23 protein-coding genes are annotated in these 26565 nt (G+C 69.8%); 7 read left to right on the forward strand and 16 right to left on the reverse strand.

From position 1 onward, the window contains the following. Window positions 1-194: 194 nt before the first annotated feature. The 7 genes from ACFV6H_RS34040 to ACFV6H_RS34070 all read right to left on the reverse strand — a co-directional run bounded on the left by ACFV6H_RS34040 (window position 195) and on the right by ACFV6H_RS34070 (window position 7747). Complete coding sequence (locus ACFV6H_RS34040) at window positions 195-1025, reverse strand: ribokinase (RefSeq protein ID WP_385550192.1); 831 nt, start codon at window positions 1023-1025, stop codon at window positions 195-197. A gap of 11 nt (window positions 1026-1036) precedes the next feature. Then, window positions 1037-1915 (reverse strand): carbohydrate ABC transporter permease, encoded by an 879-nt coding sequence (locus ACFV6H_RS34045; RefSeq protein ID WP_385550195.1) that lies wholly within the window; start codon window positions 1913-1915, stop codon window positions 1037-1039. A 2-nt stretch (window positions 1916-1917) separates the two neighbouring features. Next, window positions 1918-2865, reverse strand: a complete 948-nt coding sequence (locus ACFV6H_RS34050; RefSeq protein ID WP_385550198.1) for a carbohydrate ABC transporter permease — start codon at window positions 2863-2865, stop codon at window positions 1918-1920. A gap of 64 nt (window positions 2866-2929) precedes the next feature. Beyond that, a complete protein-coding gene (locus ACFV6H_RS34055; RefSeq protein WP_385550201.1) occupies window positions 2930-4291 on the reverse strand; it encodes an ABC transporter substrate-binding protein in 1362 nt (453 codons plus the stop codon). A 32-nt stretch (window positions 4292-4323) separates the two neighbouring features. After that, window positions 4324-5331 (reverse strand): nucleoside hydrolase, encoded by a 1008-nt coding sequence (locus ACFV6H_RS34060; protein WP_385550204.1) that lies wholly within the window; start codon window positions 5329-5331, stop codon window positions 4324-4326. After that, window positions 5328-6647, reverse strand: a complete 1320-nt coding sequence (locus tag ACFV6H_RS34065) for an ADP-ribosylglycohydrolase family protein (protein WP_385550207.1) — start codon at window positions 6645-6647, stop codon at window positions 5328-5330. Before ACFV6H_RS34065 ends, ACFV6H_RS34060 begins: the two co-directional genes overlap by 4 nt. Window positions 6648-6661: 14 nt before the next feature. After that, the gene (locus ACFV6H_RS34070) at window positions 6662-7747 is read right to left on the reverse strand and encodes a LacI family DNA-binding transcriptional regulator (RefSeq protein ID WP_385550210.1); all 1086 of its coding nucleotides are present in this window, start codon (window positions 7745-7747) and stop codon (window positions 6662-6664) included. 256 nt (window positions 7748-8003) lie between these two features. On the opposite strand from ACFV6H_RS34070, the gene ACFV6H_RS34075 reads away from it, so the two are divergent. Beyond that, complete coding sequence (locus tag ACFV6H_RS34075; protein WP_385550415.1) at window positions 8004-8354, forward strand: LysR substrate-binding domain-containing protein; 351 nt, start codon at window positions 8004-8006, stop codon at window positions 8352-8354. Window positions 8355-8460: 106 nt separating this feature from the next. After that, complete coding sequence (locus ACFV6H_RS34080) at window positions 8461-11625, forward strand: discoidin domain-containing protein (RefSeq protein WP_385550213.1); 3165 nt, start codon at window positions 8461-8463, stop codon at window positions 11623-11625. Window positions 11626-11722: 97 nt separating this feature from the next. Here the strand turns inward: ACFV6H_RS34080 and ACFV6H_RS34085 are convergent, their stop codons facing one another. Continuing rightward, window positions 11723-11974, reverse strand: coding sequence for a nuclear transport factor 2 family protein (locus tag ACFV6H_RS34085; RefSeq protein ID WP_385550417.1), 252 nt, complete (start codon window positions 11972-11974; stop codon window positions 11723-11725). Window positions 11975-13350: 1376 nt separating this feature from the next. Here ACFV6H_RS34085 and ACFV6H_RS34090 point away from each other — a divergent pair. The 3 genes from ACFV6H_RS34090 (at window position 13351) to npdG (ending at window position 16213) form a co-directional block, all read left to right on the forward strand. Further along, window positions 13351-13845 (forward strand): antibiotic biosynthesis monooxygenase family protein, encoded by a 495-nt coding sequence (locus ACFV6H_RS34090; RefSeq protein WP_385550216.1) that lies wholly within the window; start codon window positions 13351-13353, stop codon window positions 13843-13845. 140 nt (window positions 13846-13985) lie between these two features. Then, complete coding sequence (locus ACFV6H_RS34095) at window positions 13986-15434, forward strand: MFS transporter (RefSeq protein ID WP_385550219.1); 1449 nt, start codon at window positions 13986-13988, stop codon at window positions 15432-15434. A gap of 59 nt (window positions 15435-15493) precedes the next feature. Further along, a complete protein-coding gene (gene npdG / locus ACFV6H_RS34100) occupies window positions 15494-16213 on the forward strand; it encodes an NADPH-dependent F420 reductase (protein ID WP_385550221.1) in 720 nt (239 codons plus the stop codon). Between the two features lie 142 nt (window positions 16214-16355). On the opposite strand, the gene ACFV6H_RS34105 is transcribed toward npdG, so the two are convergent. The 8 genes from ACFV6H_RS34105 to ACFV6H_RS34140 form a co-directional block, all read right to left on the reverse strand. Then, on the reverse strand, window positions 16356-16799 hold the full coding sequence (locus ACFV6H_RS34105; RefSeq protein WP_385550224.1) for a TIGR03618 family F420-dependent PPOX class oxidoreductase: 444 nt from the start codon (window positions 16797-16799) through the stop codon (window positions 16356-16358). A 184-nt stretch (window positions 16800-16983) separates the two neighbouring features. Then, window positions 16984-18606 carry a bifunctional 3-(3-hydroxy-phenyl)propionate/3-hydroxycinnamic acid hydroxylase gene (locus tag ACFV6H_RS34110; RefSeq protein ID WP_385550227.1) on the reverse strand — a complete coding sequence of 541 codons (1623 nt, stop codon included), beginning with the start codon at window positions 18604-18606 and terminating at the stop codon, window positions 16984-16986. Beyond that, entirely contained in the window at window positions 18603-19703 is a 1101-nt protein-coding gene (locus ACFV6H_RS34115) for an alcohol dehydrogenase catalytic domain-containing protein (protein ID WP_384985987.1), read from the reverse strand. The genes ACFV6H_RS34110 and ACFV6H_RS34115 overlap by 4 nt, the downstream gene beginning before the upstream one ends. Window positions 19704-19725: 22 nt before the next feature. After that, entirely contained in the window at window positions 19726-20712 is a 987-nt protein-coding gene (locus ACFV6H_RS34120) for a hypothetical protein (RefSeq protein ID WP_385550230.1), read from the reverse strand. A gap of 11 nt (window positions 20713-20723) precedes the next feature. After that, window positions 20724-21491: a dienelactone hydrolase family protein gene (locus ACFV6H_RS34125; protein ID WP_385550233.1), complete on the reverse strand. Its 768-nt coding sequence runs from the start codon at window positions 21489-21491 to the stop codon at window positions 20724-20726. 12 nt (window positions 21492-21503) lie between these two features. After that, window positions 21504-22232 carry a class II aldolase/adducin family protein gene (locus ACFV6H_RS34130; protein ID WP_385550236.1) on the reverse strand — a complete coding sequence of 243 codons (729 nt, stop codon included), beginning with the start codon at window positions 22230-22232 and terminating at the stop codon, window positions 21504-21506. Then, complete coding sequence (locus ACFV6H_RS34135) at window positions 22229-23209, reverse strand: TAXI family TRAP transporter solute-binding subunit (RefSeq protein WP_385550239.1); 981 nt, start codon at window positions 23207-23209, stop codon at window positions 22229-22231. The genes ACFV6H_RS34130 and ACFV6H_RS34135 overlap by 4 nt, the downstream gene beginning before the upstream one ends. 339 nt (window positions 23210-23548) lie before the next feature. Further along, entirely contained in the window at window positions 23549-24379 is an 831-nt protein-coding gene (locus ACFV6H_RS34140) for a FadR/GntR family transcriptional regulator (protein WP_384985992.1), read from the reverse strand. Between the two features lie 69 nt (window positions 24380-24448). Between ACFV6H_RS34140 and ACFV6H_RS34145 the strand changes: the two genes are divergently transcribed. Then, entirely contained in the window at window positions 24449-25666 is a 1218-nt protein-coding gene (locus tag ACFV6H_RS34145; protein ID WP_385550243.1) for an acyl-CoA dehydrogenase family protein, read from the forward strand. Between the two features lie 34 nt (window positions 25667-25700). Continuing rightward, window positions 25701-26558, forward strand: a complete 858-nt coding sequence (locus tag ACFV6H_RS34150; RefSeq protein ID WP_384787863.1) for a fumarylacetoacetate hydrolase family protein — start codon at window positions 25701-25703, stop codon at window positions 26556-26558. Window positions 26559-26565 lie beyond the last annotated feature (7 nt).

Here is a 26565-nt window from a genome sequence, read left to right on the forward strand (position 1 = left end):
GATTGTGTCCGCTGTGCCACCGCATCGACTGCACCGGAATGACGGTCGCTGCCCTCCCAACCATGTACAGGCTCGGCCTGCACTCGACACATCCAGCAGAATCCGGGGCCATCGTGGAGGAAGGCGAAGTTCAGGTTACGGGAACTTCTCGGGCAGAAGCGTAGTACGTGGTCTCTACGGTCCACGAGGTGCCCCTATCGGCTGGACCGCGGTGTCCGGATGGCCTGGGCTGCTGCAAGGGTTGCCTGTTGTGCTGCTTCGACGAGGCTGGACCCGTGGGCGAGGTGAGCCGCCGTGACACCGGCGAACACATCACCGGCTCCTGTGGTGTCGACCGGTGTCAGCCTCGATGCGGGAAGGTGAGTGGTCCGCCCTTTCTCTACGACGAGAGAACCGTCGGAACCGAGTGTGATGATGACGGAAACGCATCGCTCCGCAAGGAGGTTCGCGGAATCCTCCGGTGTTTCGGCGAAGGTCAGGTGGTGTGCTTCGGTGAGGTTGACGATGAGGGGATCCGCGGCGGCAAGGACGTGTTCGGGCAGGGTGGCGCTGGGGCTGGCGTTGAGCATCAGCCGTGCGCCATGAGTGACTGACCACCGTGCCGTGGCCTCGGTGGTCACCTGCGGGATCTCCAGCTGGGTGAGAACGAGTTGGGGGGCAAGGAGGTCGAGTGCACGCGTGACGTCGGCGGGCAGCAACAGGCGGTTGGCCTCAGGGAGCACGGTGATGCTGTTCTCACCATCGGGCGTCACCGTGATGAGGGCGTGACCGCTGGGTCCTTTGAGGGCAAGGAAATGGGAGGTGTCGACCCCTCGCCGTATGAGCTCGGTCTCCAGCGCCCGGCCGGCGCCGTCGGATCCGCGACGGCCGACGAACGCCGTCGTGGTTACGGTTGCCGCCGCGGCCGCCTGATTGAGGCCCTTCCCGCCCGGGTGCTGCAAATAGTCGGTGCCCAGGACGGTCTCGCCCGGGTCAGGGCGACGAGGGGTATGGGCGACGAGGTCGAGGTTCGCGGATCCGACCACGGCTACGCGGGTCAATTCTTACTCCCAGTGGTGGCGACTGATGCGACGAAGTAGCGCTGCAGGCCGAGCAGAATCACGGCGGGAATGACTGCCAGCACCGCTGTCTCGGCGAAGACGCGGCCGTAGTCGCTACTGAACGCGTTGAAGGTCTTGGCGATGGCGACGGGTGCGAGGTCCTTGCCGTCACTGGTGGTGACAAGGATGGGCCACAGATAAGCCTGCCACTGGAAGAGGAACAGGATGAGACCGGTACCGATGAGCGCCGGGCGGGTCAGTGGAAGGTAGATCCTGAGGAAGATGCGGGGCCACCCGGCACCGTCCACACGTGCGGCTTCGGCCAGTTCCGACGGGATGCCCAGGAAGAACTGACGGAGTGTGAAGATCGCCAGTCCGTTCCCCAGTCCAGGCAGCACAAGGGCGGGAACGCTGTTGGTGAGTTCCCAGTCGCTGAACGTGTGTGCCAAGGGGATGGCGATGGCCTCGAAGGGCACGAGGAAGCTCAGCACGACCATACCGAAGACGAATTTACGGCCCGGGAAGTCGACCACCGCCAGCGCGAAGGCTGCCATCGCGGAAATCACCATGCCGAGGACGACGGTCAGGGCGGCGACAATCACACTGTTGGAGAGGTTGCGCAGGAAGCCGTTGTCGATCGCCGAGTGGATGTTGCTGAGGGTCCAGTGCTCGGGCCACAGCATGTGCCAGTTCAAGGAGGAGTTGCCGGCGAAGGTTTCGGTGGCGCTGCGGAACGTGCTGGCGATGAGCCAGAGGACTGGCAGGAGGAAGGTGATGCCTACGACGACGGCGATGACGGCCAGCACGACACGGCCGGTGCGGCTGGGTGTCGAGGCTGCGGACGGGCCAGGGTTCGGAAGTGAGGTGCGGTTCATGATCAGTTCTCCTCGGCGCTGCGCAGCAGCCGGAACTGAACCGCGACAATGACGATCATCAGGGCGAGCAGCACAAGGAGTTCCGCCGCGGCGGTGTGCGGATCAGCGAGCTCGAAGCTGTTGTGGAAGATGTCGTACATGAGGAAGTTCGACTTTCCCTGCGGCCCCCCGTCGGTGAGGATCTGCATGGGCGCGAACAGTACGAAGTTCGAGACGGTGTCGGCGACCAGGACGAACAACAGCGGCCGACGGAGCAGGGGAAGCGTCACCGACCAGAAGCGGCGCAGCGGCCCCGCTCCGTCGATCGCGGCGGCCTCGTAGTACACGGTCGGGATGTCGTTGAGACCTGCGATGAGGAAGATCATCCAGTAACCGACGCCGATCCAGCTGGCGATGAGGATGAGGCTCGCGACGACCTGTCCCTGTCCGGTGAGGAAGGGTTGTTGGTGGATGCCGACCCCGGCGAGCGCTGCGTTGACGGGGCCGTCCGGGCGCAGCGCGATACCCCATACCACTGCGGAACCGGTCATCGGGACCGCGGCGGGCAGAAAGATCAGTGTGCGCCAGATGCCAGTGGCCGGCAGGTTCTGGGTGAGGAGCACCGCGAGGGCCAGTGCCAGCACGATCTGCAACGGGTTGACGATGACGTTGAAGATCAGGGTCTGCTGGACGGAGGACCAGAAGGCGTGGGACGAGAACAAGGCGGTGAAGTTGTCCAGCCCGACGAAGCGCGGCGGCAGCGTACTGCCGGGCAGACTCGTGTGAGTGGCGTCGTTCACGGCCTGGATGACCGGGACGAGCCGCAGCACGATGATGAGCGCGAGCGCGGGTGTCAGGAAGATCGCCGCCGCGCTGAGGTTGCCTACGAGCCTGCGCCGGTGAAGGCTGCCCTTGCGCTGTGGCGGCGGAGCTGTTTCTCCGGCTTCCGGAGGGTGCGTTGTGAGTGTCATTGCGGGTGTCCCTCTCGCCGGCCGGGGCTCCATCGGCTCGCCCCGGCCGGTCGGCTCGCATGGGTCAGCGGTACTTCGCCCACGCCTGGTTGATCGTGCTGGTGGCCGACGACAGCGCGCTCTTCACGGAGGCGCCGTTGCTGATGTCGTCGAAGGTCTTGGACAGCGTGTCCTCGAACTCGACGTAGCCGGTGGTCCTCGCACGCAGCGTGGCCGTGTTGGCCAGTTCGTACTTGGTCAGGTCCACGGCGCCCGCCATGCGAGGATCCTTGAAGATCTTCTCGTCGTAGAAGCTCGCCGTACCCGCCGTGTTGGAGGGCGGTACCGCGAGGCTGGGCATGTACTGGGCGAACCCACCGTTGTCGAGCCCCATGAACTTCATGAAGATCTCGGAGGCGACCGCCTTCTTGCTCGCGGGGTTCAGCCCGAGAGACCACCCGCCGGTGGGGGTGACCGCCTTGCCGCCCTTGAAGTAGGGGTAGGCGGTGACGCCGAAGTCCAATTCGGGGTTCGCGGCGAACTTGGGGCCCCACCAGGGGCCGCCGGGGAAGAACGCGACCTGGCCCGAGGCGAAGAGGTCAGGAGTCTGTGCCACCGGCACGCCGCGAGGGGAGATCTTGTCCTTGAACAGCGAGCTGTACCAGTCCATCGACTTCTCCCAGCCCGCGGTCTGCAGTTCGGGAGTCAGGTTCTTGTCGCCGCCGGCGCCTGAGCCGCCGCCGAGGCTCTCGGCCAGGGGTTGCAACTGGTAGTACCGGTTGACTTGATCGAGCACCAGTCCATACTTGGCGCCGGCCTGCTGGGTCTTCTTGGCGTCGGCGGTGACCGTCTCCCAGGTCAGCCGGTCGGCGGGCTTCGCCGAGGGGAAGGGAACGCCGGCCTTCTTGAGCAGCGCCTTGTTGTAGTAGAGCAGCTGGCTCGACGTCTGGAAGGGCATCGCGACGAGCTTTCCGTCGCTGGTCGCGGCGTCCAGTGACGTCTTGTCGACCATGCCCGCCATGTCCGGGAACGCCTTGGACAGGTCGGTGAGCCAGCCCCGTGCCTGGTATGCGTCGGTACGGGGCATGTCGACGTCGTAGACGTCGAGAGTCGAGTCCTTGCGGCTCAGGCGGGTGCTGAGGACGCTGTTGAACTGGTCGAACGGGACCGCCTGGTAGTTGACGGTGATGTTCGGGTGTTCCTCGTGGAAGGCCTCGAGCACCGGCTTGATGTCGTCGGCCGAGTACGCGGCGCCCGCGTAGTTGATCGTGACCGGCTTGGTCGGATCCTTGAGCGCGTCGGCCGAGGTGAGGCCGACCGGCTGCTGTCCGCCGCCGGACGAACCGGTCCCGGAACCGCAGCCCGTGACCAGCAGGGCCACGGCGATCGCGCCGACTGCGAGTTGTGTTGCCGCCCGGGCAGGACGGGGAAGGACGGGAAGCTTCATGACGGTCCTCTCTGACGGTCATGGGATTGCGGTCAATCGCCGGCAGAAGTACCGGTAAGGCGATCGAGGAAGAGGCGGCCGAAGCCAGGCACGTCGGTGTCGACGGCGACCGAGGCGTTGGGGGGTCCGAGTGGCGGGGCGAGGGCGAGGCCACGGTCGGCCACGACCAGGCCCCGGGCGAGCTCGCTGGTGGTGTCGGTGGCGACATGGGCGTCGGCCCACGTGCACAGGGACGGGTCGATGAAGGCCGCCACAACGAGTGGGTCGTGCAGGAAGCACGCCTCCCGATGCTCCTGGCGCAGCGGGAAGGCCCTGGACAGGAACTCGATCCAGGCCAGCGCGCACTCTCCGGCCCAGCGGCCGAAGGAGTCGCCGCAGGACAGCACTGCGGCGTCGTCGCGGGTGAGCCGCACCCGGGACGTCTGGTCGATGCCCACCATGCGCAGTCCGGCGCCACTGGCCAGGACGATCGCGAGGGCCTCCGGGTCGACGTAGGCATTGAAGTCGCCGACGACGGTGATGTTCTGGGCGTACCCGGTGGCGGAGCCTGCCATCATGACGATTTCCGCCACGTTCTGGGCGAACGCCGGGTCGAGGCGCAGCGCGAGCGCCAGGTTGGTCATGGGGCCGATGGCGACCACCGAGATCTCGCCCGGATTCGCGGCTGCCAGTTCCACGAGATACGCGGCAGCTGTGAGGTCGCTGGTCGGTCCGAGCCGGTCGTCCGCTGCCGTGGGGACGGCGGGACGGTCACCGACGACATCGTCGAACAGTGCGCGCAGAGGAGCCATGTCGCGCAACAGTGGCCGGTCGGCGCCGCGCAGGACGGGGAGGTCCGGGTGCCCCAGTCGCTGGGTAAGACGCCTGGCGACGTCGACTCCCGTGTCGACATCGACGTTGCCGTTGACGACGGTCAGTGCCTCGACGGTCAATTCGGGCGAGCGCAGGGCCAACGCGATGGCCAGGCCGTCGTCGATGTCAGATCCGGGTTCGCCCAGACCGGGGTCGGTGTCGATCACGATCCTGCGGGTGGCGGTCATGCGTGCACTTCCTGTTCGAAGGCGACACGGACGGCTTCCGTCCGTGCGGCGAGTTCGGTGACGGTGATGCGGTCGAAGCCCCGTACGGCGCTGCGGACCACTCCCCCGGTCGGTTCCACCAGCCGGGCGGGTACGGCGTCGGACCCGTGCAGGGCACCGAAGACACTGCCGACCGTGGCCGCGGTCGAGTCGGTGTCACGACCGGCGCTGACGGCGAGGGCCACCGTGCGGACGAAGTCACCCTCACCCCACAGGAGGGCCGCCGCGATGATGGCGGCGTTGTTGACGGTGTGCACCCAGTTGTAGTCGCCCAGCTCCTTGTCGATCCACTGCTGCGCCGCCTCGGCGGTGGCACCCTCTTCGAACAGGCGCAGCACACCGGCCTGGCTCACGTGGAGCCGGGAGCGCGGTGGGACGACGGTGAGTGCGGCGCGCAGGGCGTCCACCGGCTCGGTGGCGACCAGGGCCTCGGCGACCAGTGCGGCCGACCACATCGCACCGTAGATCCCGTTGGCGGTGTGTGACAGAACCGCGTCGGTCAGCGCCATCTTCGCCGCGGTGCGTGGCTTGCCCGGCTGAACATAGCCGTAGATGTCGGTTCGGATCAGCGCGCCGATCCACTCGCGGTACGGGTTGTCATGGGTGGCCGTGTGCGGCAGCCGCAGGCCCCGGACGAGGTTGCGGTACGCGGCCCGCTCCGCCGTGAACGTCTGGGTGAAGGGAATGCGGTCGAGCCACTCGTGGGCTATGTCCTCTGTCGTCAGGCCGCGCCCGTACGTCTCCAGCAGGTGCAGGCCAAGGATCGTCCAGTCCAGGTCGTCGTCCCGCGGGATGGCGTCAAAGTGGCCGGCTGACGCGTACGGTGCCGATTCATGCAGGTGGCTGACCCCGGCGGGCAATTCGTCCAGCAGAGGGATGAATCCGGTCTGCGGCCATTGGCCGACGGCCCGAAGGTAGATGGCGACCTCGTCCCGCGTCAGTCCCTCGACGGGTTTGCCCATCGTGTTGGCCACACACCGTCCCAGCCAGGCACCCGCGAGTCGGCGGGGAAGCTGTTCCGCGAAGACAGGCCGGGCGGGTGACGGCGGGGCGAGGGCCGCCCATATCTCCTGTGCGTCGGACGGTTCGTCGTAGTCCCAGCTGGTGGAGCGCCGCAGAGCGCCCAGTGCCTCCGCTATGGAGGCCAGTTCCGCGAGGTCGTCGACCGCGGCGGCCCGACGAGCCGCGTCCAGCAGTTCTCCGGCAGCGTAGCCCGATGACAGAAGCTGTTCGGCTTCGTCGGGGACGAGATCACGTGGGTCAAGTACGTCGTGCACGAGCTGTGAGCTCCTCAGGCAGATTCACGGTGAACGAGGTGGTGCTGAACCAGGACGCGGCGCGGTGTTCCGGAGGGATCGTCTAGCGGCGTTCCGGAGGGATCGTCTATGCGGGCGAGCAGCAGCTCTCCCGCCACACGCCCGATCTCTTGGGCCGGGACCCGCACCGTGGTCAGGGAAGGACTGACAAGGCCGGCCGCGTCGATGTCGTCCACACCCAGGACGGCGACATCCGAGGGAACAGACAGACCGAGCGAACGGGCCGAATCGAGGGCGCCGATCGCCATGAGGTCGTTGGCGCAGAAAACCGCTGTGGGCCGGCGCTCCAGGTCCATCAGCCGTTGCATCGCCTTGGCCCCGGAGTCCCTCGTCCAGTCCCCCACCGCCTCGGCCGCCCGCAACGGCCGCAGGCCGTGGTCGCGCAGAGCCTGCCGGTAACCGTCGAGGCGGGCGGAACCGGGGGCGACCCGGACGGGTCCGGAGATGATGCCCAGGTTCCGGTGGCCCTGGGCGTGCAGGTAGGCGACCGCGTCGGCGGCGATCCTCTCATCGTCGGACGACACCACGTCGGTCGACGTCCCGTGCCGAGGTGAGCCGACGGTCACCACACGGGCCCCTGAGGCGAGCAGAGGTTCAAGCAGCCGGTCCGGTACGTCGACGGCGGCCACGACCACTCCGTCGACGCGGCGCTGGACGGCCTCGTTGAGGAAGGCCTCGATCGGTGGCGTGCCGGCTCCGACGTCCGCCAGCAGGACGACGTAGTCCCGCCCGCCGACCGCTTGCTGAAGACCCCGTGCGAGCGCGGGATAGAACGGGTTGGTCAGGTCCTGGACGACCAGGGCGACGGTCTGACTACGGCGACCGGACAGGCCGAGTGCGAAGAAGTTCTGCTGGAACCCCATCTCCTCGATCGCCCGCGTCACCTTGCGGCGGGTGGCCTCGGAAACGGGCCGCCGTCCTGACAGGACGTGGGAGACCGTCGTCTTGCTCACTCCGGCCCGTGCGGCAACGTCGGAAATGGTCGCGGGCCCCTTGGGCCGGTCGCCCTCCAAACCGGTTTGCCCGGGAGTCCCCTTGGGCGCACCACCCGTCTCCACCATCTGCGCTCCTTCGTTGCAAACCGGTTTGCGTACGGGAGCAACAGTCATCCAGATCCGGCCATGAAGTCAAGAGGTGTGCTGTCCGGAATTCGACAAACGTTCATCACGCTTCGACCTCTTTCACGGTCACACCGGGTGGCCATCACAGCCGGCGATTTCTCGTGATGGATGTCAGCAACGCGTGTGATGCCCGGAGCCACTGGGCTCCGCCTTGTTCGCCCGGAATCCCAACGCCGTCACACTGACCGCCGCCGGAGTGTGTTCCTGTCCCGGGCACGGGAGACGCTCAGCTCCGCGAGCGCGGCCAAGGACGCCGTACACCGGACACAGGGCACCCTTCCGGGTCGAGCGGGAGGTGACCCTCGACGTCGCGGACATCGGAACCGCCGTGCACTCCATCCGCGCGGGGCTCGGGATCGTATTCCTCAGCCGCTTCCTCGTCAGCGATCACACCGGCCTGGACGTCCTGGAGGTGGCCGACCACGAACTGCGGTGGCAACTCGCGGTCGCCATCGCCGCGAACCGGCGCCCCAGCGCGACGACGGAGGCGTTCCTTGACCTGCGCAGGCAGCGCGATCCGGCACCGCGGGAGCTCACGAACCGATGAAGCCGCCTTGGGCGGAGACCGGTCGGACTCCTTGACGTTCCGGCTGCCTGGTCCAAGAATAAGCGCGCTTGACAACGTTGTCGAAGCCTCGTGCCCCAGGAGGTGCATGCGCGTGACCCATCAACCGGCCGAACTGAACAGGCGCCGTTTCGCCCAACTCGCCGGCCTGACCGCCGCATTGACCGCAGTGCCGCTTTCCCTGGCCGAGGCCGGACCCGCCTCGGCGGCCGACCGCCACGAGCAGGCGCCCCACTCCGCGCCGCCGGACGATGTCGCCGCCGCCTACCATCAGGCGTTGCTCACGCACACCCGCTGGTCGGAGACACAGTGGGACGCGGCCAAGGGCTATTACACCGCCAAGGACTTCGGCTTCGCGGTGGTCCTCGGCCATGCCCTCCTGCTCACCCGGGGTACCTACGACGCCGAGCGGGCCGGGATCGACAAGGAGACCCTGCGCTCGCGTACCCTCGCCACCCTCACGCACTTCGCCGCGTCGAACCGCCTCACCGGCGGCTCCGAATGGGGCCGCACCCTGTTCTTCGACACCACTTTCCAGCTGTACTTCGTGCTCGCCGCCCGGCTGTTGTGGGACCAGCTGGACGACACGACCCGTACCAACATCGACACCATTGTCCGCGCCCAGGCCGCGTACACGACGGCGCTCGGCACGGCCAACGACCCCGCCTCCGGCGGCTGGACGCCCAACGGCCTCACCGGCGGTCACGTGGGCGACACGAAGCTGGAGGAGATGGGTGTCTACGCCCAGTCGCTCGCGCCGGGTCTCGCCTGGGCCGCCGACGACCCTCGCCATGACGCCTGGAGCGACGCCTTCGGCCGGTGGAGCCGCAACGAGGCCGGCCTTCCGGTCGCGGACCGTGCCAATCCCGCCCTCGTGGACGGCGTCGCGATCAGCGACAACACGGCACAGAACCTGTACGACACGTTCATCGTCGAGAACCACAACTCCTTCGGCCCGCACTACCAGGAGGAGTTGTGGCGTACGTCGGGACGTAACGCGGCCCACTTCATCACCGCGGGACGTCCGCTGCCCCAGGTGCTCACCGCGCAGCCCAACGCCGGTCCGCTCTGGGACACCCTGCTCACCGTCATGAGCGACGCGGGCGAACCGCTGATGCCGATGGTCAACGACCGTGAGTACCTGTACGGGCGTGACGTCATCCCGATCGCCTTCCTCGCCCAGGTGTTGGGGGACCGGGCCGCGGCCCGCTCCGAGGCCGCGCTCGCCGAGCGCCTGGCGGCCTACCAGGCGTACGCGCCGGCCTACCGGCTCACCAAGTTCTCCGGTGAGCCCAAGTACGAGCCGGAGGCCCGCGCCGAGGTCGCCATCAGTTATCTGCTGCACGAATGGCGGGCCGGGCAGGGTGCGGCGGTCCGTCCCCTCACCGACGCGGAGTTGTTCGCGCGGGCGAGCGGGGTGAAGGACTTCGGCACGGGCCCCGGGCTGGTGGCGCACCAGTCCCCCGCGGCCTGGGCCGCGGCCGTCAGCAAGCCGGGCTTCGTCAAGTTCTGCTGGCAACCGGCCCACGACGACTGGCTGTTCGCGCTGAGCGGCACCACTCCGATGTTCCTGCCCTCGATCGCGGGCAGCGTGACAACACGCACCATCGCCACCTACAGCCGGGTCCGTGACGGCTTCGACGGCAGCGCCACGGTGTTCACACTCGGCACGGGCTACGCCGGGTTCACCACCCTGCCGTCGGGTGACGTCGTCTACGCGACCGGCGGAACGGCGGCGGGCGAGGGCCATATCGAGGTGCGGAACCTGACGATGCCGGGCATCGCCGGGCTGGACGGCAGCCGTACGTACACCACCGCCGAGGGCAGCGTCAGCGTCGCGGCCAAGGACGCGGGTACCGCGCCGCCTTCGACGGCCGGGCGCACCGACGACCTCGCCCTCGCCCGGGTGTCGTACCGTCACCTACGGGTCCAGGGCATCAGCCCTGACCCCCGCTACGGTTACTCGCTGTACGCGGTCGAGGTGCGCGACGGCGCCGACGGCGCCGACCTGGCACGGGGCGGCACCGCGACGGCCTCCTCCGCGGACACCGGCAAGGGCGCGCCTCTCGCCGTCGACGGCGATCTCACGACCCGCTGGGCCGTCTCCGTCGCCGACCGTCCGAAGGCGGACAGCTGGCTCGCCATCGACCTGGGCGAGGCGCGGAGCTTCGACCGCGTCACGCTGCGCTGGGAGGCGGCCGCGGGGCGGGGTTATGTGGTCCAGGGCTCCGCGGACGGGAAGGCGTGGACCGATCTCATCAGGTATCCGCGTCCCGACCTCACCAGTGGCGGCGGCTGGGTCGCCGTCGACGGCAGGGCCGGGTTTGTCGTCCGGGACGCGAAGAACCCCCTCACCGTCTCCGGCGACATCCTCGTCCTGTCCGACGGACCGGCCGAGCCGATCGTGGTCGAGGGGTACGTGGGAGGGTCGGCGTCAGACGTGAAGGCCGCCGCGGCCCGCCTGGCTCCGGTCGCCGCCGCCGCGGCGGTGAAGGCCAGCGTCGCCGGGGGACACCTCAGCCTCTTCAACCTGTCCGCCGCCGCGGTGAGGACCACCGTGTCCGTGGCGCAGGACACCCGTACGGTCCAGCTGTACGCCGGGACCCAGACCGTCACGGCGACCGGCACCGACCATGTGGCGGAGCTGGCCGCCGCGTCCGCGGCGATCGCGCCGGCCCGTTTCACCCTGCGGTCGGACACGCGTTCGCGCATCCCTGCCGGAGTGCGCGCCGAGGTCGTCGACGCGGCGACGGTCACGCTCTCGGGGCCGCCGTGCCGACTCGTCCTCACGGCACCCGGAGGCCGGAGCGTGCGTGTCGACGTCCGCCGGGGGCGCACGGAGCGGGTGTCCGTAACCGGCGTCACCGGCTATCCGTTGCCGGATCTCGCGCTCGGGCGTGTCACGTTCCCGACGACGCCCCTGCCCCCCGGAATGTCCGATCCGGCGGGCGCGGTCGACGGTGACCCGCACACCTCCTGGAACCCGGGCGCGAAGGGCCGGATGGTGGTGGACCTGGGTGCGGTGGTTCCGGTCGGTGAGGTACGGGTGACCTGGACGAGCGGCCGGATCCCGACCTCCGAGGTCGAGTTCAGCGCGGACGGGCTGACGTACACACCGGTGGGAGCCCTGCGTGTCAGGAGCCGTACCGGCACACTGACCCCCAAGGGCGGCACGCGCTATGTGGCGCTCACCGTCGGTGAGCGCGGTACGCACGACGCCCGGGTGGTCTCACTGTCCGTGCTCGCTCCGTAGGCCTCCCACGGACCGTCTCCGCGAACGGGGTTGGGCCCTCCCGGCGAAAGGGAGGGCCCAACCCGCTGCTACCACTCTGCGGACGTCGGGTGGGCGGTCACTCGCCCAGGAGCACGGTCGGGTCGCCGGAGAACCACGCGCTGTCGACGGTGAGGCGCCTGATACGCGAGGTCTCGCCGTCGCGGACCAGGTCGGCGTCGTAGCGGTTCATCGTCAGCGCCTGCCGGGTGCGCTCCGGCTTGGGTCCGTCGCCAGGCGGGAAGTGCTGGGCCGTCGCGTAGGCCCGTGCGTTCGCGGTGTCGTCGTCGACCGTCGTCGGGATGTTGCTGATCACGTGGCTGGTGTCCAGGGGCCCACCGCGAGGATCAGCACCCCCACCACGGTCTCACGCGGGGTGGGGGTCGTACCGGCGCTTGACCTCGCGCGACGTGGACGCGCCCGGCACCCTGGACTGGACTGGACTGGACCGGGCCTGCCTCGTCGCCCATGGTCCTGGTCGACCTCCCCCGGGCGACCGACGGTCACACGCCACCCACGCCACCCGAGGTCTTCGACGCGATCACGAAGACCCTCGGCATCCAGCAGGACACCGACGCGGACGTCCTGTCACACGAGCAGCACGGCGGCCCCATCACCCGCCGCAGTGAGACAGGACGCAAGGCTTTCCCAACGGCGCCAGAAGACCAGGGCCCAGCAACCGACCCGCCGACGCCGCACGCAAGGGTCGGCTCGGCTGCGCGTCGGCGGCTCAGCCGACCGCGGCCGACGGCAGCGAGCAGGACGAAGCGCGCCCCCGGCTCCAGCCACGCGGCAGCCGGGAAAGGCCGGTTGTATGCGTTCTCCTCCGCCACGGCATTACTGGCATGGGTGCGGGCGGAGACCTGCCATGCCACCGGCAGTCCGCCTCCTCGAACTTCGTCACCCGCTCCGCGTTGCCTTCGCACAACGCAGGTGAGCGACCGCGCCCCCCGGGCCAGTCGATCTTCCTCAGGCTCTGCGCGAGCACATCCACCACACGCAAGACGTCGTCGGCGACTCCGGCGCCCGCTTCACCGCGTTCGCCGAACTCGTCAACACCACACCGGTCCTGACCGAATACGCCCACCGCATGTGGACGCGCCATCAGAGTGCCCTGGCCCGGGACCATCGCCGAGGAGGCCGGGACCGGCCCGAACTGAACGGCGGTTCCCCACATCGGCGGCTCGTGGCCGCGGGGCACGGATCGAGGCCCTGCCCGTTCAACGGGCCAGTAGACGCGAGGGGTGGACGCCCAGGCCCGGTTCCCGCCTCTGCCGCAGGCGGACGGTGTTCCCGGCCCAGGGGCCCTTTCGGCCTACCGCCGCCACGCTCGACATACCTCACGTCTCGACATACCTCACGTCGGCCACGTGACCGGGGTGGGCGGGCGCGAACGAGCGAGACCGGAAGGATCAGGGCGACCAAGCCGAATCATGTCGGCGCGGGCCCGCCCGCGGCTGGCAGAGCCCGGCGTTCGAGGTCGCTTTCAGGAAAACGTCATATTGATTGACTGCACACCTCTTGACCGGCTGTAAGGGCAGCAGGCAATCTCACTGTAATCATCATGATGAATAAACCGCCTCGTCCCGAAGGCTGAGTCGACCCGGCCCGACAGGCAGGCGGTGAGGCAACAGTCGTTCATCCCGCGTGCCCGTCGGTGGTCGTTCCGCCGACGCGGGCCGGCTCCTCCTCCCTTGGGAACCTCACATGATCAACTTGAAGGACATCGAGCCCGACGCCACGTTCCTGGCGCAGCTGACCGTCCCCGACGAAGGCCCTGTGACCCTCATCAACACGTTTGCCGCCCCACCGGGGCAGGTCGAGGCGGTCATCGACGTCCGGCGGCAGGACTCCGAGATCATGACCCAACCGGGCTTCATCGCGGCCCAGTTGCACCAGGGCGTCGGTGGAAGCCACGTACTCGCCAACGTGGCCGTGCGGGAGTCGACGTCCGCGCTCCGGACCGCGTTCCACGATCCGCGGTTCCAGGCCCTGCTGCCGCTCCATCCGGACGGGTCCGTGTCGTACCCGGTCCTCACCCGCACGACGGCCGTCCCGGGCACCTGCGTCGCGTTCCGGGCGGTGGAGGACCGGGTCGCCTGGGACGCCGGCCACCGCGCCGTCATCCACGAACGGCAGTCCGGCCTGGTCGACCCGGACCGCAGCTTCTCCGTCTTCACCGTCCAGCAGACGCTCATCTGACCCGCTCGGCGCACCGCGCGGCCACCGCCCCGGCACGTCACGGCTCGCCGTCCTCCGGATCTTCTCCCGTACGGGCACCCGTACGGGCACTCCGGGATGCCTCCCGAGTGAGACCTCCCCCAGACAACAGGAGCCGCACCATGACCGCAGTCACATCGCCCGAAGCCGTCGCCGAGAAACCGCTGCCGATGTCCCGTGGGCGCTATCTGTACCTTCTCGCCGCCGTAACCTGGCCCGCCCAGGTCATCGCGATCGTGGGCACCATGAGCGGCAACGCGCAGGCGGCCGTGGCCCAGCACTTCCGTACGACGCACATCGCCTGGTTCAGCGTGACGCTGTTCATCGTGACCCTGGCGATCACACCGTTCGCCATGCGGTTCGGCCAGATCTGCGGCAAGCGCAAGGTCATGCTCGTGCTGATCGGCATCGGCCTGGCCGGTGACGTGGTCGTGGCGCTGTCATCGAACTACGCGGTCATGCTCGTCGGCCGAGCCCTGGCGGGTTTCTACGGACCGGTCGCCGCGCTGGTCTTCGCCTCTGTGCGCGACCTCTTCCCGCGTGAGCGCGTAGCAAGCGTCTACACCGTCATCGGTGCCGTCATGGGCGGCGCCTCCCTGGCGTCCCCGCTCGTGGCGGGCCTGCTGATGGACCACCACGGCTGGCGCAGCGTGCTGTGGACGATGGCCGGAGTGACCTTGCTCTCCGTCGTGTGCATCGCCCTGATCCCGGAGACGCCGGTCCGCGGCAGCCTGGCGGGCCTGGACTGGCTGGGCGGAATCCTCATGGGCACAGGTACGTCCGTCGTGGCCATCGGCGTCGGCATGGGCGGGGACTGGGGCTGGACCAGCGCGAGCATCCTGGGCTGCCTGATCGGGGGCTGCGCGCTGTTCGCCCTCTTCGTGGTGGTCGAACTGCGCACACCGCGGCCCATCTTCGACGTCCGGATCCTGGGCCGCCGGTCGGTGTCCACCGTGCTGACCGGGCCGGCGCTCATCGTCGGCACCGCCAACATCGCCCCCACGGTCCTGACGTTCCTGGCGCTGTTCCCCGCGATTCCGCACGTGTCCGCCAGCCTCGGCTGGAGCCTCACCCACCTGGCCCTGATCGGCATCCCGGCCGCGCTGGCGTGGGTCGCGGCGGGTCTGCTGACCGGGTACGTGCTGCGCAAGGTACCGCCGCGCGCGGTGTGGCTCGCGGGCAGTCTGACGATGACCGCCGGGCTCCTCCTGTGCGCGCTGTACCACCGCACCACGACCGAGATCATCCTCACCGGCATCGTGGTCGCCGTCGGCACCGGCGTCATCCAGGGCACCTCGAACGCCATGATCGTGTCGGTGGTCGGGCCCGACGACCAGGCCCCCGCCAACGGACTGAGCGGCATGCTCGGCGCCGTCATCGCCATCCTGGGGCTCCAGTTGGTGTTCGTCGTGATGTCGAATCAGTCCAACGTCGTGAACGGGATGGCCTTCTACCAGGACTCGGCGTTCACCAACGGCTACTACCTCCTCACCGCCATGGCGACCCTCGGCGTCCTCGTCTCCACGCTCATGCCCCGCGTGGAGCGTCCGGCCGACGCACTCGCCAAGTAGTCCCCTCGCCTCCTCCCCTCGCGGGGCGCACCCGCGTCCCCCTCACCACAAGGTTGTCCATGTCCACCACGCACCACCCCGCTCACGACACCCGCTCCAAGGCCGCCGCGAAGGATCCGTGGGAACTGCCCGACGTCTCCGGTCTGATCGTGGGCGTGCTCGGCGGGACCGGCCCCCAGGGCAAGGGCTTGGCATATCGCCTGGCGAAGGCCGGCCAGAAGGTGATCATCGGTTCACGTGCGGCCGATCGCGCCGAGGCCGTCGCCGAGGCGCTGGGCCTCGGGATCGAGGGCGCGGACAACTCCGGGACCGCCCGCCGGAGTGACGTCGTGATCGTCGCCGTGCCCTGGGACGGCCACCGCGCCACCCTGGAGGCACTGCGGGAGGAGTTGGCCGGCAAGCTCGTCGTCGACTGCGTCAATCCCCTCGGTTTCGACAAGAAGGGCGCCTATGCGCTGAAGCCGGAGGAAGGCAGCGCCGCCGAACAGGCCGCCGCCCTGCTGCCCGACTCCCGCGTCACCGCCGCCTTCCACCATCTCTCCGCCGTACTGCTCCAGGACCCCGTCATCGACCGGATCGACACCGACGTCATGGTCTTGGGCGAGGAACGCGCCGACGTGGAGACCGTGCAGGCCCTGGCCGGGCGGATCCCGGGCATACGGGGCGTCTACGCCGGACGGCTGCGCAACACTCACCAGGTCGAGTCCCTCGTCGCCAATCTGATCTCCGTCAACCACCGCTACAAGGCCCACGCCGGCCTCCGCGTCACCGACGTCTGACACCGGCCCGACGCGGGTCCCGTTGGCTGGGGCACCGCGTCAGCCAACGAATGCCCCGGGCCGGTCCACGAAGGTCGACCGGACAGGACCTGAGGCGTGTCTTGTGGATCTTGCTGGGTTCGCCTGATCCCCAAGACACGCTCTAGGAACGGCGGTTCTGGAGCCGCTCGGGGTCCATGCGGCTGGGGTCCAGGTCGTGGTAGCCGATCTTCCTCGGCGTGACTCGGATCTTGACGACCGTCGCCTCGGGGGCGACTTTGCCCGCCTCCTCCGGCAGGTCGTACTTCTCGGCATGGTCCTTGAACGTCTGGACGAGGTCAGCTCCCTTGGTCTCCTCGATGACCGCGGTCCCGCGCACCTCCAGATACCGCATGGGGGTCTCGGGGTCGATCGCGATGATGTTGATGCGCGGGTCGGCGCGGAGGTTGTCCAGACGGCGGGCGCCGGGGCCCGTGTGGGAGACGAGTTCGTCGCCCTCGATGACAACACCGGCGATGACGGAGTGCGGGCTGCCGTCGGGAAGCAGCGTGGTGATGACTCCGGTGACGCGCTTGCTGAGCAGGGCCACAACTTCTTCAGAGAACATGGCGGATCTCCTCGGGACAGCGACGCGCACGGCGTGCGCGAAGAAACGGGGTGCCCGCGGACACGGAGTGCGCGGGAACACGGGAATCGGCGCGAGGGCACCGGGCGGCTCACGCCCCGGCCCGTGAAATAGTCCTGTTATTCAGGGATATGCTCTCGACATTCGCAACAATCAATGATCGAGATCAGTCCGGCAGGTCTTCACCGTCGGCCGCTCGCAGGCCTCGCCGGAGGACCGCCGCGACCGCGGGAATGTCGTCCGGACCCATGACAGCGGCGATGTAGCGGTCGGGCTTGACCAGGACGAAGCGGTTGCGCGCGGCGCCGAGGGCCTCTTCCAGGCCGCGGTCGGCGTCCGCGACGGCGGTCCGCCGGCCCCCGGCCGACGGCAGCCGGTCGCCGAGGAGGACGTCCACGCGCCGTACGTCCAACGCGCTGTCGGGCCAGTGGCCGGTGTCGAAGCGCGCCCAGTCCGCCTCCGTCACGTCGACGCCCAGCAGGGCGTACGACTCACCCAGCACATCGTCCAGGGGGCGCGGACGCAGACTCGGCGGGACAAGGACCAAGGGCTGCGGCAGCAGCGTGCCGGTCAGCGGATGGTCCCCGACGACGAGCCCCGCCCGGTGCCGGGCGACGGGCCGGAACCGCATCTCGGTGAGATAGTCCCGCCCGGCCGGCACCCGCAGCAGCGCACGGACCGTCAGGTCCCGTACGAGGGCGCGGGCCCGCGAAGTGGTCATGACGACCTCGCCGAGCCGCTCGGAGTAGTTCACCACCGCCGTGGCGTGCGGCCGCCGCTCCGCCTCGTAGGTGTCGAGGAGGCTCGCCGCGGCGGTCCCGCGCCAGACCTGCTCGACCTTCCACACCAGGTTCGCGGCGTCCCGGATCCCCGAGTTCAGGCCCTGCCCGGCGAACGGCGGCATCATGTGTGCGGCGTCGCCCAGCAGCAGCACGTGTCCCCGGCGCCAGCGGTCGGCGACGACGGCGTTGAAGGTGTAGGCGGTGCAACGCTCGACCTGGTCCTCGTCGAGCGTCCGGTAGGGGGCGACGAGCCGGCGCAGCGTCTCGAACCCGGGAGTGGTCCCCTTCTCCCCCTCGCCGGGGTGCAGGAGGAACTCGTAGCGGCAGCGTCCGCCCCGGCCGGGCACGATCACGGTGGGCCGGTCCGGAGTGCCCCGGTGCATGCCGTAGCGCTCGTCGTGCCGGTCCCCCGTCAAGTCGGCCACCAGCCACACCTGCTGGTGGCTGGTCCCGGTCATCCCGATGCCGCACAGCTCGCGAACGGAGGACCGGGCGCCGTCGCACGCCAGGAGCCAGGAGGCGTCGAGGAGTTCGGTGCCGGGCTCGCTGCCGGTCGCCGCGAGTCCGGCGGTGACTCCGCTGCCGTCGGCCCGCTCCTGCACGGTGCGCAGTTCGGTGGCGAACCGGACGTCGGCCAGCGGATGCGACTTCAGCTCGTCAAGGAGGATCTTCTCCAGCTCGGGCTGGGCGAACTGGTTCTTGAACGGGTGGCCGAGGCGGTACGGCCGCGGTCCCCGGGCGTGGAAGAGGGGGCGCCCGCGGCGGTCGTAGTAGCGGGTGCCCGTGCCTGGGACGACGATGTCGAGCACCCGCTGGGCGAGGCCGCCCGGCTGGAGGGCGCGCAGGGACTCGTCGTCCAGGCTGATGGCCTTGGCCTCGTCGCTGGTGGCGGCGTTGCGCTCGACCAGGACCACGGGCACGCCCCGGGCCACCAGGAGGTTGGCGGCGGTGAGGCCGACCGGGCCGCCGCCGACGACGAGAACGGGTGCGCGGCGGGCCGCCGTCACGGGTTGACCACCGCCATCCAGATCGGATCGGTACGGCTCTGGAGCGCGGCGACCGCCTCGTGGGCCTGTCCCAGCGGATAGCGGTGGGTGATGAGGTCCTCGGCGCGCAGGCTGCCGCGTCCGAGCAGGGCGAGGACCTCTTCGGCGTCGGTACGGGTACAGGCGCGGGTCCCCACGATGCGCCAGCAATTCACCATGATCGCGGCGAGCGGCACCGTCAGCAGGGTCCTGTTGGCGCCCATGTGGACGAACGTGCCGCCGGTGGCGAGCGAGGTCAGTGCCTGCACGGTCGCCGGCCCGTCCGGGATGTAGTCGACGACCGCGTCGGCTCCTTGGGGGGCGAGGGCGCGGATCGCCCGGGTCAGTCCGCGGTCGGCGGACCAGTTCCCCGGCAGCTCCTCCAGCGCGACGGTGTGCGTCTCGACGCCGTCCGCGAGGTGGCGCACGGCCGCGAGGCGTTCGGCGCTGCGGCCGACGAGGATCAGGCGGGAGACGCCGAAGTGGCGGGCGAGTCTGATGGTGGCGGTACCCATGGTGCCGGTGGCCGCGGTGACCACGAGGGTGGCCCCCAGGGGCAGGTCGGCGCACTTCAGTGCGCGGACGGCGTTGGCCAGGTCGTGGACCTTGGCTCCGACGTCGAAGGAGACGTGGTCGGGAAGCGGGTCGACCAGCCAGTGCGGCACGCGCAGGTACTCCGCGAGGCCGCCGTCGTGGTAGCGGTCGTAGAGCGGCATGGGGACGTCGCCGAAGGCGGCGTGTCCGATCATGGCCTGCTGCGGGCACATCATGTCGCGGTCGGACCGGCAGTGGCCGCACGCGCGGCAGTTGAGGTTGGGGTGGACCCGGACTCGAGCGCCGGGAGCGACCGTGGTGACGTCGTCACCGACTGCGGCGACGGTGCCCGCGGCCTCGTGCCCCAGGGTGGTGGGCAGGTGTCCGAAGGCGCCCTGGGCCAGCAGGGTCATCATGCCGGGGGCGAGTCCGGCGGAGGCGACCCGGACCACGACGTCCGAGGGGCCCGGCTCGGGGACGGCTATCTTGCGCAGGTGCAGCGCGTCGGAACCCTGCTGGGCGCGCGCGGCGAGCATGGCGGTCATGTGGAGCTCCTGGTCGAGGGAGTCAGGCGAGCAGGTCTGTCAGGTCGCCCGGCGCGAGGTACGCGGCGGTCCTGGTGGTCCGGGCGATCTGCGGCAGGTCACGGTCGGAGTGGAGGGCGAGGTGGCGGCTCTCCCCGGCGGCGCACAGGCTGGTGTGCGCGACGCCGAGCGGGATGCGCACGAAATCGCCGGGGCCCAGCTCGACGGTCCCGCGCTGGCTGACGAGGGTGCGCCGGCCGCTGATCTGGTACTGGATCTCGTCCGCGTCGAGGGTGCGGCGGTAGATCCTCGGGGTGTCGGGCAGCTGCCGTACGGTGCCGAGCCGGAAGGTGTCGGAGCGGTAGAGCCAGGTCGCGCCGGGCGAGTCCGGAAGCGCGAGCACGCTCAGCCGCCGCTTGTCCCGGTGGACGTGGTCGAGGAGCTGCCGTTCGTCGACGGGCGCCACGGTGATGTCGTGGCCGGGGGTGCCCATGCACTGGGTGATCGCTTCGTTGCGGTCGCCGGGTTCCCAGCCGGGGAAGGGCGGCAGCGCGGCCTCGGACCGGCGCGAGGGGCCCGTCTCCTCACTGACCGGGGCGGGCGAGTAGAACAGCAGATGGCTCTCGCGACGGCCGTAGTTGTCGTGGGCGACGCCCCGGGGGATACGCGAGAACTCACCGGGGCGGTGCTCCACCACGCCGAGTTCGGTCATGAGTGTGCGGTCGCCCGCAATCTGGTACGAGATCTCGTCGACATCGCAGTTGCGGTGGTAGAAGGGCTGGCGGTTGTCCATGGTCTGCCACTCGACCCGGACCTGGGCGCTCTCGTACACGCCGCGCGGCGGGGCGAACGGCACGGCCTCGTACTCCTGCGGGTAGTGCACAACGCTCAGTGGCTCGTGATCGCTCCACAACTTCACCGGGAACGGGTTGGGATGCGGTGGGGATAGCAGCAGTCGCTCGTCGCGTTTCACATACGTGTCCGCCTGTTCGGAGAACACGGTCCTGAGCACTTCGGTGACGCTCGGCATGGCATGTTCCTTCAGTCGAGGGAGGCGGAGGGTCGGACGCCGTCGGGCAGGTGCCGGTCGAGGAAGGCGTGGGTGCGCTGCCAGGCGGTACGGGCGCTGCCCTCGACGTACATGTGCGGCCGGGCGTCGCAGGCGAACGCGTGGCCGACGCCCGGGTAGACGTGGCTCTCGAAGTCGGCTCCGGCGGCGGTGAGCGCCCGTTCGATGGCCGTGACCTGGTCGGCGGGGATGGCGGGGTCCGCCGAGCCGACGTGCAGCAGGACGGGGGCGTCGATCCGGTCGGCGCGGTCCACGACCGCGTGCGGTCCGGACGCGATGCCGGGGCCGTAGAACACGACGACGGCGCCGAGTCCGGTGATGCCGGTGGCGGCGGTGAAGGCGGCCCGGCCCCCGAAGCAGAAGCCGTTGACGGCGGTCCGGCCGACGACGACGCCCTCCGCCGACTCCAGGTGATGGAGGACGGCCCGGATGTCGGTGACGATGTCGTCCGGCCCGATCGCCCCGATCAGGGGCATGGCCTCGGCGTGCTGCCGGTAGTCGAGCGTGCCGACACCGTTGCGGTGGAAGAGATCGGGGGCCACGGCCAGAAAGCCCCGCGCGGCGTAGCGGCGAGTGATGTCCTGGATGTGTTCGTTGACCCCGAACGCCTCTTGGAGCACGATCACGGCCCGGTCCGCCGGGGCGGCCGGGCGGGCGGCGTACACGCGCATGGGTCCGTCGGCGGTGGCCACGGTGAACCAGTCGTCATCGCGGGGGGTGACGCTGTTCCTGTCAGTCATGGTGCGGGGTCCTCACGGGAATTCGGCGGGCGGGAGGGCAGGTGGGAGGGTGTCGGCCGCTCGGCGCAGGAGATAGCGCCAGCCGGCCTCCAGCTGGCTTTCGGGCCAGCACTCGGCGCGTTTGGCGCGGGCCTCGGCCCGGTCGGAGTGAACGCGGATCGTGCCCGCCGCCGCGGCCCGGACCTGCGTGGCACAGGCGCGCTCCAGCAGGACGGCGTGCATCACGGCGGACGGGACGGTGCGCCCCGCGCCGACCAGGCCGTGCTTGGGGAGCAGCGCGGCGGGCGCGGTGCCCAGGTCGGCGGCGAGCGCCTTGCCGAGCTGAGGGGTGCTGACGAGGGCGCCGGTGGCCCGGAAGCGGGGTACGTCCTCGCCGCCGAAGAGGGCGCCCTCGTGGGACAGCGGGAGCAGCGGGGTTCCGAGAGCGGCGAACGCGACGGCGGCCGACGCGTGGGTGTGCACAGTACAGACCAGGTCCGGTGACGCCGCGAGGAGTCGCAGGTGGATGTGGCACTCCTTGTGCGGGGCCCCGGTGCCGTGCAGGACCGTGGCGTCCCAGGAGACGAGCTGGAGGCGGTCCTCCCGCACCTCTTCCAGGCCCCAGCCCGGGGCCTTGATCCAGATGCCTCGTCCCCGCGGATCGCGTACGGCGGCATGGCCCCAGACCATGTCGCCCTGTCCGGCGGCGGCCAGGGCGTGGGAGGCCTCGACGGCGAGCCGCTGGGCCTGATCGGGTGTCATGGCCGGGGCAGGGCGTTGTAGTAATGGGCGGCCCCGAGGTGCAGGGGCACGGGTGACCGGCCCATGGTGACGGGATCCAGCGGGTATGTGATGGGGCTGCGCTCGGGCGGCAGGTGGCGGTACTGCCCCTCGATGAGGTGCCGGGTCTCTCCCAGCACCCAGGCGATGGCGTAGGCGACGTCCTCGGGGAGGTCGTCCCGGGTGAGGACCAGGAAGTCGGAGAAGTCGAGAGTGCGGAAGCCGTCCTGGCCGGCGAACCAACCGTCGTCGACGTACGCGTCGGGCCAGCCGAAGTCGGCCCGCAGTCCGTCCAGCACCTCGTCCTCGACGGCCAGGAAGTTGAACGCGCGGCCGATGTCCTGCCAGGCGGGCAGCATGACCGCTTCGTGGACGATGGCGTTGGCCCGGCCGTCCCTGGCGTGGTCGAGGGACTCGAAGGGCCGCTCGTCCTCCAGCAGCCGGCCTCCCCAGCCGGTCACGTCGACGCCCGAGCGGGTGAGGATCTCGTGCGCGGCGAGTCCGACGTGGTTGACGCCGTCGCGGACGGACGTGGCCAGCCGCAGGACGGGCTTGTCGGCCCGCAGTTGGGCGAAGCTGGTGATCTCCAGGTCCTTGTGGACGGCGACGACCAGGCGGTCGCGCTGTGGGACCACGCCGAGGGCACGCAGATCGGGGTAGTACTCGTCGGTGAAGACGCCCCGGCCGTCGAGGGCAGCGGCGGCGAAGGCGGCCGGGGTGGTGAGCGCGACCTGAACCTCGCCGCGGCCGACGGCGTGGACTGCGTCGCTGAAGCCGCGGCTGTTCCAGGTGGCGATCCGGGTGTGCGGGCCGCAGCGGTCGGCGAGTTCCTGGGCGATCCAGCCGCAGACACGGTGCAGGTTCGCGGTCCCCCAGTCACCGCGCAGATGCAGCGTGAGGGAACGGCCGATACGGGGTTCGGCGGGACGTTCTTGTCCCGGGTGAGTCGGATCCATCATACCTCTGTCCTGAATATGAGGAGGCGTGTCCTGCTTATCAGCCACCATAGGAGGCCAACCACAGGAAGGCGAGAGTCGATTCGATTTAACTCTACAACTAGATGTATAGCACTAGACCTATAATGGTAGACTCGACCGACCGAAAGTCACCACAGGACGAACGGAGCAATCTGTACGGGCGACCGGGCCCCGGCCCGCGGTCGCACGAGCGGTCCTTCCGCGGCGGGCGCGACTCGCACCCCGACCGGAGCACCGCGAAGTCCTCCACCGGGCGGCCGACGCCGACCGGACACCTCAGCCCCTGACCACTCCGCGGTCAGCCACCGATCCAGCCACTGGTCACTCCCTGATCACCCCGCCGGCCACCGAGTCGTGGTCGGCGACATGGCGCATCAGGGCGGCCTCGTCCCGCTTGTCGAGCGCGTCCACCATCGCCGCATGCTGCCGATAGCGGTCCAGGACGTACTCGTCGAGCGACAAGCCCGCACCGGGCTGGACGCCCACGGCATGACTCGCCACGAGATCGAGGAGGTTCGTGTACAGCGACCGCAGGAGCGCGTTGGGCGCGACGTCCGCGACCCGCCTGTGCAGGCTCCAGTTGGCCCGTACGAACGTGTCCGCGTCGCCGGCCTCGGCGGCCTCGCGCATCCCCTTCAGGATGACGCGCAGGTCACGGACATCCGCCGGGGAGGCGTGCCAGAGCGCGTCCTGCCACAGCAGCGGCTCCAGCGCACCGCGGATGCGCAGAGCCTCGGTCACGTCCGCCTGGGAGGCGTCCAGGGCCAGGACCGAGTTGCCAAGACGGACCATGGGATTCTGCTCGGCGGCGAACAGGCCGCCGCCGGACCCCGGCCGGACCGTCACGACCCCGCGCACCAGCAGCAGCCGGAGCGCCTCGTTGAACGTACCCACCGACACCCCGCACCGCACGCGCAGCTCGTCCTTGGTACCCAGCCGGGAGCCGCGTTCGACGCTCGCCGCGAGGTGCGCCACGAACTCGGCGGCCCCCTCCGCCCGCGACTTCACGGGCGCCTGCTCCCACTCCGTCCGCCGCAGCGCCGGAGGATCGAGATACCCGCCCGGCCCCTGCGCCCGTCCGTTCCGACCGTCCGTTCCGCCTCGCGCCGCCACAACCGCTCCCGCCCGCAGTCCACACAACTGTCCGTTCATTGTGGCGGACAGCGTCGCACCTCTTGACGCCCGGCAAAATCACCCGACAACATCACTATAATCATGATGATGAATGGAGTCCTGATGGCCGTCGACCTCGGTGAGCAGGAGTCCCGCGCGACACACGACGAACTCCTGGCCCGTGCCGTGGCCCTGCAACCCCTTCTGCGCGAGCACGCCGCCACCGCCGAGGCGAACCGTCAGGTGCCGGACGAGGTGATCGACGCCATCGCCGAGGCCGGCCTGTTCAAACTCGCCACCCCGACGCGCTACGGCGGCCACCAGTCGTCCACGCGGACCATGCTGGACGTGTCGGCCGCGCTCGCCGAGGGCGACGGATCCACCTCCTGGGTGGTCGCCCTCGTCAATGTGTGCAACTGGCTGACCAGTCTCTTCCCCACCAAGGCGCAGGACGAGGTGTTCGGCGCCGACCCGGACGTCCGGGTCACCGGCGTCCTCACCCCCACCTCCACGACCGTCCGGGTCGAGGGCGGCTGGCTGGTGTCGGGCCGCTGGTACTACAACTCCGGTTCCGCTCACTCCGGCTGGGCCGTCCTGGGCATCCCGGTGACCGACACCGACGGCACGGTGGTCGACCAGGGGCTGGCCCTCGTACCGCGTACGGACCTGTCCCTGGAGGACACCTGGTTCGTGGCGGGCATGAAGGGCACCGCCTCCAACTGCCTGACCGGGGAGGACTTCTTCGTCCCCGAGTACCGCGTCATCTCGGTGCCTGCCGCGATCGGGGGCCACTACGCCACGGAGCACGAGGACGAGGTCCTCTCCCGCTCGGCGTTCGTGCCGATCCTGACGCTGGTACTCGCCGGCCCCCAACTGGGCCTGGGCCGAGCCGCGTTGAAGTACGTGACAGAGAAGGCCGGCCAAAAACCCATCTCATACACCTTCTACGAGACCCAGGCCGATTCGGTCGCCGTGCAGTTGCGGATCGCCGAGGCGGCGCTGCGGATCGACACCGCCGCTCTCCTCGCCGAACGGGCCGCCGCCGACATCGACGAAGCGGCACGGCGCGACACCTACCCGGACTTCACCCAGCGGGCCCGCGTACGCGCGTACACCGGCTGGGCCATCCAGAACGTGCTGGAGGCGATCAACATCCTGCTGAACGTGCACGGCGCCGCCTCCTTCGCCGAGGCCAACCCCCTCCAGCGCATCTGGCGGGACGCCAACACCGCCGGCCGGCACGCCATGGCCGCCCCGACCGTGGCCCTGGAGGTCTACGGCAAGGCCCTGCTCGGCGTCGACGAAACGATCACTCCCCTCGTCTGAGGATCCCTGCCCCCGTGGCGAACAGGAGCATTACGTGCGCACCGCCAATCTCTCCGGCCGTCTCGTCCTCGTCACCGACGACGGCCTGGCCGTAGACGTCGAACAGGCCAGCGACGGCCGGTTCGGACCCGATCCGCAGGACATCTACCAGGACTGGTGGAGCTTCCGCGGCTGGCAGACCACCGCCGTCCTCCCGCAAGGGCGTCCCTTCACCCCCGAGGAGCTGGGCGCGCCCGCGCCGCGGCCCCGCCAGGTCTTCGCGGTCGGGCTCAACTACCGAGCCCACGCAGCCGAGTCCGGCTTCGAGGCCCCGACCACGCTACCGCCGGTCTTCCCCAAGTACGTCTCCAGCATCACCGGTCCCGTCACCGAAGTGGACCTCCCGCCGGACGGCCACACCGACTGGGAGGTGGAGCTGGTCGCCGTCATCGGCGACCGGGCCCATCACGTCGCGGAGGACGACGCGTGGCCGCACGTGGCCGGCCTCACCGCCGGACAGGACCTCTCCGAGCGCATCACCCAGCTGTCCGGCCCCGCAGCGCAGTTCGGCCTCGGCAAGTCCTTTCCCGGCTTCTCCCCGACCGGCCCGTTCCTGGTCACCCCGGACTCGATCGGTGATCCCGACAACCTCGCGCTCGGCTGTTCCCTGAACGGCGAGGAGGTTCAGAAGGGCCGCACCGACGACCTCATCTTCTCCGTCCCCGCGCTGATCGCCCGGCTGTCGGCGATCCTGCCGCTGCTCCCCGGTGACGTCGTCTTCACCGGCACCCCCGCCGGCGTCGGCCTGGGCCGGAGTCCGCAGCGCTGGATATCCGCCGGTGACTCGCTGGTCAGCTGGATCGAAGGCATCGGGGAACTGCGCCAGACCTTCCGCGACCGGCCGAGTCTCTGAACCCGGG

The sequence above is a fragment of the Streptomyces sp. NPDC059743 genome, from assembly GCF_042732975.1.
GTDB lineage: Bacteria > Actinomycetota > Actinomycetes > Streptomycetales > Streptomycetaceae > Streptomyces.

Coding starts and splice junctions, on each gene's coding strand:
- ACFV6H_RS34135 (WP_385550239.1), bottom strand. CDS start 23,209: ATGATGGATCCGACTCACCCGGGACAAGAACGTCCCGCCGAACCCCGT.
- ACFV6H_RS34120 (WP_385550230.1), bottom strand. CDS start 20,712: ATGCCGAGCGTCACCGAAGTGCTCAGGACCGTGTTCTCCGAACAGGCG.
- ACFV6H_RS34045 (WP_385550195.1), bottom strand. CDS start 1,915: ATGAACCGCACCTCACTTCCGAACCCTGGCCCGTCCGCAGCCTCGACA.
- ACFV6H_RS34115 (WP_384985987.1), bottom strand. CDS start 19,703: ATGACCGCCATGCTCGCCGCGCGCGCCCAGCAGGGTTCCGACGCGCTG.
- ACFV6H_RS34130 (WP_385550236.1), bottom strand. CDS start 22,232: ATGACACCCGATCAGGCCCAGCGGCTCGCCGTCGAGGCCTCCCACGCC.
- ACFV6H_RS34125 (WP_385550233.1), bottom strand. CDS start 21,491: ATGACTGACAGGAACAGCGTCACCCCCCGCGATGACGACTGGTTCACC.
- ACFV6H_RS34095 (WP_385550219.1), top strand. CDS start 13,986: ATGACCGCAGTCACATCGCCCGAAGCCGTCGCCGAGAAACCGCTGCCG.
- ACFV6H_RS34055 (WP_385550201.1), bottom strand. CDS start 4,291: ATGAAGCTTCCCGTCCTTCCCCGTCCTGCCCGGGCGGCAACACAACTC.
- ACFV6H_RS34145 (WP_385550243.1), top strand. CDS start 24,449: ATGAATGGAGTCCTGATGGCCGTCGACCTCGGTGAGCAGGAGTCCCGC.
- ACFV6H_RS34105 (WP_385550224.1), bottom strand. CDS start 16,799: ATGTTCTCTGAAGAAGTTGTGGCCCTGCTCAGCAAGCGCGTCACCGGA.
- ACFV6H_RS34090 (WP_385550216.1), top strand. CDS start 13,351: ATGATCAACTTGAAGGACATCGAGCCCGACGCCACGTTCCTGGCGCAG.
- ACFV6H_RS34080 (WP_385550213.1), top strand. CDS start 8,461: ATGCGCGTGACCCATCAACCGGCCGAACTGAACAGGCGCCGTTTCGCC.
- ACFV6H_RS34140 (WP_384985992.1), bottom strand. CDS start 24,379: ATGAACGGACAGTTGTGTGGACTGCGGGCGGGAGCGGTTGTGGCGGCG.
- ACFV6H_RS34070 (WP_385550210.1), bottom strand. CDS start 7,747: ATGGTGGAGACGGGTGGTGCGCCCAAGGGGACTCCCGGGCAAACCGGT.
- ACFV6H_RS34060 (WP_385550204.1), bottom strand. CDS start 5,331: ATGACCGCCACCCGCAGGATCGTGATCGACACCGACCCCGGTCTGGGC.
- npdG (WP_385550221.1), top strand. CDS start 15,494: ATGTCCACCACGCACCACCCCGCTCACGACACCCGCTCCAAGGCCGCC.
- ACFV6H_RS34050 (WP_385550198.1), bottom strand. CDS start 2,865: ATGACACTCACAACGCACCCTCCGGAAGCCGGAGAAACAGCTCCGCCG.